General features: G+C 71.7%; 6 protein-coding genes. All 6 read right to left on the reverse strand.

Annotated elements, in window-relative coordinates:
• The coding region (locus ABD308_RS29150; protein WP_344340992.1) for an ATP-binding cassette domain-containing protein at window positions 1-217 on the reverse strand (217 nt) is incomplete at its 3' end.
• Window positions 214-1,203, reverse strand: a complete 990-nt coding sequence (locus ABD308_RS29155; RefSeq protein ID WP_344340997.1) for an ABC transporter permease — start codon at window positions 1,201-1,203, stop codon at window positions 214-216. The genes ABD308_RS29155 and ABD308_RS29150, both read right to left, overlap by 4 nt.
• Entirely contained in the window at window positions 1,200-2,189 is a 990-nt protein-coding gene (locus ABD308_RS29160) for an ABC transporter permease (protein WP_344341000.1), read from the reverse strand. The genes ABD308_RS29155 and ABD308_RS29160 overlap by 4 nt, the downstream gene beginning before the upstream one ends.
• A 32-nt stretch (window positions 2,190-2,221) precedes the next feature.
• A complete protein-coding gene (locus ABD308_RS29165; protein WP_344341005.1) occupies window positions 2,222-3,940 on the reverse strand; it encodes an ABC transporter substrate-binding protein in 1,719 nt (572 codons plus the stop codon).
• 149 nt (window positions 3,941-4,089) lie between these two features.
• Entirely contained in the window at window positions 4,090-4,182 is a 93-nt protein-coding gene (locus ABD308_RS29170; RefSeq protein WP_344341010.1) for an Ms4533A family Cys-rich leader peptide, read from the reverse strand.
• A 226-nt stretch (window positions 4,183-4,408) separates the two neighbouring features.
• Window positions 4,409-4,576: a hypothetical protein gene (locus ABD308_RS29175; protein WP_344341016.1), complete on the reverse strand. Its 168-nt coding sequence runs from the start codon at window positions 4,574-4,576 to the stop codon at window positions 4,409-4,411.
• Window positions 4,577-4,698 lie beyond the last annotated feature (122 nt).

The following is a 4,698-nucleotide window of genomic DNA, read 5'->3' on the forward strand; positions in this document are numbered from 1 at the left end:
CCCGGACCGAGCCGCCGATCCGGGCGCCGGTGCCGCGGTGCAGGCCGAGCAGCCCGAAAGCGACGGTGCTTTTGCCGGAGCCGGACTCGCCGACGATGCCGAGCGCCTGTCCGGCCTCCAGGGTGAAGCCGACGCCGTCGACGGCGCGCAGGTGGCCGTCGCCGACCGGGAAGTCGACGACCAGGTCCCGGACGTCCACGAGGGGTTCGGGGCTCATGTCAGGACCACCCTTCGGTCGGCCACCGCGTAGAGCACGTCCGCGATGACGTTGGCGAGGACGACGGCGAACCCGGTGACCAGGGTGAGGCCGACGACGGTCGGCAGGTCGATCAGGCCGACCGAGGTGACCAGCAGCTTGCCGAGCCCCGGGAGGCCGAACAGCGACTCGGTCAGCACGGCGGACCCGAACATCGTCCCCAGGTCGATGGCGGTGAGCGCGATCACCGGGGTGAGCGCGCCGCGCAGCGCGTGCCGGGTCACCAGCCGCCGCTCGCTGACGCCGTACGCCCGGAAGGTCCGGATGTGGTCGTCGGCGAGCGTCTCCAGCATCGACGAGCGGGTCAGCCGGGCGTACTTGGCGCACTCGATGAGCGCCAGCGAGACCCAGGGCAGCAGCAGGCCCCAGAACCACTGCTGCGGGTCCTCGGTGAGCGGCACGTAGCTCGGGAACGGCAGCCACTGGAGCTGGGCGCACAGGACGATCAGCAGCACCAGGCCGATCACGAACACCGGGACCGAGCTGCCGGCCAGGGTCAGCGCGGTCAGCAGGCGCTCGGCGAGCCGTCCCCGGCGCAGCGCGGAGAGCAGACCGGTGCCGACCCCGAGGGCCAGCCAGATCACCATCGCGCCGAGCGCCAGCGAGGCGGTCACCGGGAGCCGGGCGGTGATCATGTCGGTGACCTGCTCGCCGCTGCGGTAAGAGACGCCCAGGCAGGGCGCCGGGCAGTGCAGCAGGCCGGTGCCGGCGCTGAAGTCGCGTCCGGCGAAGACGCCTTGGAGGAAGTGGGCGTACTGCAGGTGGACCGGCGCGTCGAGGCCGAGCCGTTCGCGGACCTGGAGGACCTGGGCGGGGCTGCACTTCTCGCCGCAGGCCAGCTGGGCGGGGTCGCCGGGGGCGATGTAGAAGACCGCGTAGACGATCAGGGAGAGGGCGAACAGGACGCCGGCCATGCCGGCGGCCTTGCGGAGCAGGAAGCGGGTCATGCGGTGGCCTCCTCGGCGGCTCCGCGTGCCGTGCCGACCCGCAGCCGGGAGGCGGCGCGGGGGTCGAGCTCGGTGCGGACGGCGTCCCCGAACACGGTGAAGGCGAGCACGGTGACGAACAGCAGCGCGGACGGGAGCAGCACGTACATCGGGTCCGCGCGGAACCAGGTGGTCGCGCCGGAGAGCATCTGGCCCCAGGACGCGGTCGGCGGCTTGACGCCCACGCCGAGGAAGGAGAGTCCGGCCTCGGCGATCACGTTGGACGGCAGCAGCACCGCCGCGTAGGTGATGACCGGCGCGGCCAGCGAGGGCAGCAGTTCCCGGCGGGCGATCCGCCACCGGGTGGCACCGGCGAGCCGGGCCGCGGCGACGTAGTCGAGCTGCTTGAGGGCGAGCGTCTGGGCCCGGACGATCCGCGCGGTGCCGGCCCAGCCCAGCAGTCCGATGACCAGGGTCAGCAGGAGCGGGCGGGGGAAGCCGGAGGGCACGACCGCCATCAGCGAGATCGCGAAGACCAGCGAGGGCAGCGCGAGCATCACCTCGGTGGTGTTGCCGATGAGCTGGTCGACCAGCCGGCTGCCGAGGCCCGCGAGCAGGCCGAGCAGCACGCCGATGGTGACCTGGACGAGGGTGGCGCCGACGGCGACGAGCAGCGAGATCCGCGCGCCGTGCACCAGGCGGGCGAACACGTCGCGCCCGGTGCCCGGTTCGACGCCGAGCCAGTGCTCGGCGCTGACGCCGCCGAAGGAGCCGGTGGGCACTCCGCCGGCCGCCGAGTCGAGCAGGTCGTTGTGGTAGCTGGTGGGGTCCTGGCCTTCGAGCGCGGCGAGCAGCGGGGCCGTCGCCGCGATCAGGGCGAGCAGGACGATGACGAGGCCGGCGGCGAGGACGGCGCGCCGCGCGAGCAGCCGCCGCCACACCTGTCGTCCCCCGGCGGCCGGGGCGGTCACGAGGGCCGCCCCGGCACTGGGTTCCTGTGGAGCCATGGTTGTCCGATCGATCCGTCCGGTCCCGTCCGCTACTTCACCGCGACCTGGGAGACGTCCAGCACGCCGGTCCAGTCGCTGATCACGATGTTGCGGACGTCCTTGCCGGACAGCCGCTTGTAGACGGGGTGGAACAGCGGGACGGTGAGGGCCTGCTCGCCGATCCGCTTGTCCAGGGCACCCCAGCGCTTGGCGGCCTCGGCGTGGTCGGTGATCTTGTTGATCTGGTCGATCTCGTCATTCACTGACGGGTCGTCCAGCTGCGCGGCGTTGAAGTTGTAGCCGTCGGTGACGATCTGCCGGCCGTCGAAGACCGGCGCGAGGAACGGGCCGCCGGAGGGCCAGTCGGCGCCCCAGCCGCTGAGGAAGAGGCCGGGCTCGGTGCTGACGGTGTGGATCGTCTTGGAGTACCTGGTGGAGTCCAGGGCCTCCAGCTGGACGGTGATCCCGGCCGCCTTCAGGCCGTCCTGGACGGCGGTGGCCAGGTCCGGGCCGTAGCCCTTGCCGACGGCGCTGGAGTGGGTGAGCGTGATGGTCAGGCCGTCCGGGTAGCCGGCCTCCTTCAGCGCCTCCCTGGCCTTCTCCGGGTTGCCGGTGGCGCCGGCCGGGAACGGGTCGTAGGGCGTGTGCCCGAAGGTCTCCTGGGCGGGCAGGTAGGTGGTGGCGGCCTCGGCGAGCGAGGAGCCGCCGGCGGCGTTGACGACCGAGGTGCGGTTGATCGCGTAGGCGATCGCCTGCCGGACCTTGGGGTTGTCGAACGGCTTGACCTTGGGGTTGAACGCCAGGTAGTTGACGTAGCCGAAGTGGCCGGTGCCGACCCGGGCGGCGAGCGCCTTGTCGTCCTTCACCTGGGCGAGTTCGGAGGGCCCGAGGTTGGTGTCGGTGGTGACGGCGGCCGCGTCGGCGCCGGTGCCGGCGGAGAGCCGCTGGTTGATCACCGCCGGGTCGAGCCCGGACTGCACGTCGACGGTGTCCGGGTACGCCTTGCGCTGGTCGTCGGTGGCCGGGGACCAGTGCGGGTTGCGCTCCAGGACGAGGTGGGCGCCGTCGTTCTCGTTCTTGACGACCCGGTAGGGACCGGAGGAGACGGGGTGCTCCTGGTACTTCGTCCCGGTGTCCTTCGCCTTCGGGACGGGTGCGAACTGGGTCTGGGTCGCCAGGTACGGGAAGTCGCCCTCGGGCTTGTTGAGGCGGAAGACGATGGTCTTCTCGTCCGGCGTCTCGATGGCGGCCAGGCCGGCGCCATCCTTGTACGGGCCCTGGTAATCGGCGGCGCCGACCAGCCAGTCCCTCAAGAACGGTGCTCCGCCGGAGAGTTCGGGGGCGAATGACCTTTCGATGCCGTACTTGATATCGGCGGTGGTGATCGGCGAGCCGTCCTCGAAGGTGAGACCGTCCTTGAGGCGGTACGTCCACACCGTCGCACCCTCCGAGGGGGTGCCGGTGTCGGTGGCGAGGTCCGGGACCACCTTGGTGCCGGCCGCGCCGTCGGCCCGGTTGCGGGTGGTGAGGGTGCGGAAGACCAGGGAGGGGACGTTCCCGCCGCCGGAGGTGTAGAGGCGTGCGGGGTCGAACTGCTCCTGCGGGTTCTGGTTGAGGACGGTGAGGGTGCCGCCCTGCTGGGGCGCGGCGCCGGTGTCGCCGCCTCCACCGCCGTCGGCCTTCGGTCCGCACGCGGCCATTCCGACGACCAGGGCGACGGTGACGGTCGCCACGGCGAGGCGGCGCGGGGTGAAGGTGGTTCGAGACATCGGAAAGGGAGCCTTTCGCTACCGATGGTATACGGAGGAAGGCGGGCGGCGGTGAGGCGTCGAGGGAGGTGAGTGAGCAGCACCGCGCCCGCGGAAAAAGGGCGACGCCCCGAAGCGGCGATCACCGCAACGCGTCGGGGCAGGCGGATTCAACGACAGTGGTTGTCGGAAACGCAGTGCGCGGCCACGCCGATCAGCGCCAGCTCGATGGCGGCGCACTCGGTCGGGTGACGGTCAGACATGCCGAGAACAATGTAGGACGGTAAGCGGAATGTCAAAATTGCCGACAAACGCGCGCCGTGAAGGGAGTACCGGGGGCGGATGGATTCCCGGGGCGGCGGGGATTTCGGGGAAGACGGAGAAGCCGGGGAGACCGGAGAAGCCGGGGAACACGGAGACGGCCGGGGCGGATCGGACGGGTGGGTCCCCACGGCCCCCGGCACGGCGACCTTTCGGGTCTCCGGCGGTTCACCAGCCGTCGTCGGTGGCCGCCGGGTCGGGGGCGGGGTCGGGGTCGTGACCGTTCTCGCCGTGGTAGTAGTCGGACGGGGACTCGTAGGCGGTGTGGTCGGCGGCCTCGATGACGTCGTCGGGGTGCAGGCGGCCGTCGTCCCAGGTCTGGTCGGGGTCGGTCACGTGATCCTCCTGGTGCGGGTGACGGTTCGTCAGGCTGGCGGGGTGGCGAAGTAGACGCCCTCGCACAGCTCGCGGGCGATCCGGGCGTAGCGGCCGACGTCGCGCAGCGGGCCGTCCTCCAG

Source organism: Kitasatospora putterlickiae (assembly GCF_039527695.1).
GTDB lineage: Bacteria > Actinomycetota > Actinomycetes > Streptomycetales > Streptomycetaceae > Kitasatospora > Kitasatospora putterlickiae.

Bases quoted from the DNA above. Each gene is read 5' to 3' on its own strand.
- ABD308_RS29160 (WP_344341000.1), bottom strand. From the start codon at position 2,189: ATGGCTCCACAGGAACCCAGTGCCGGGGCGGCCCTCGTGACCGCCCCG.
- ABD308_RS29170 (WP_344341010.1), bottom strand. From the start codon at position 4,182: ATGTCTGACCGTCACCCGACCGAGTGCGCCGCCATCGAGCTGGCGCTG.
- ABD308_RS29165 (WP_344341005.1), bottom strand. From the start codon at position 3,940: ATGTCTCGAACCACCTTCACCCCGCGCCGCCTCGCCGTGGCGACCGTC.
- ABD308_RS29155 (WP_344340997.1), bottom strand. From the start codon at position 1,203: ATGACCCGCTTCCTGCTCCGCAAGGCCGCCGGCATGGCCGGCGTCCTG.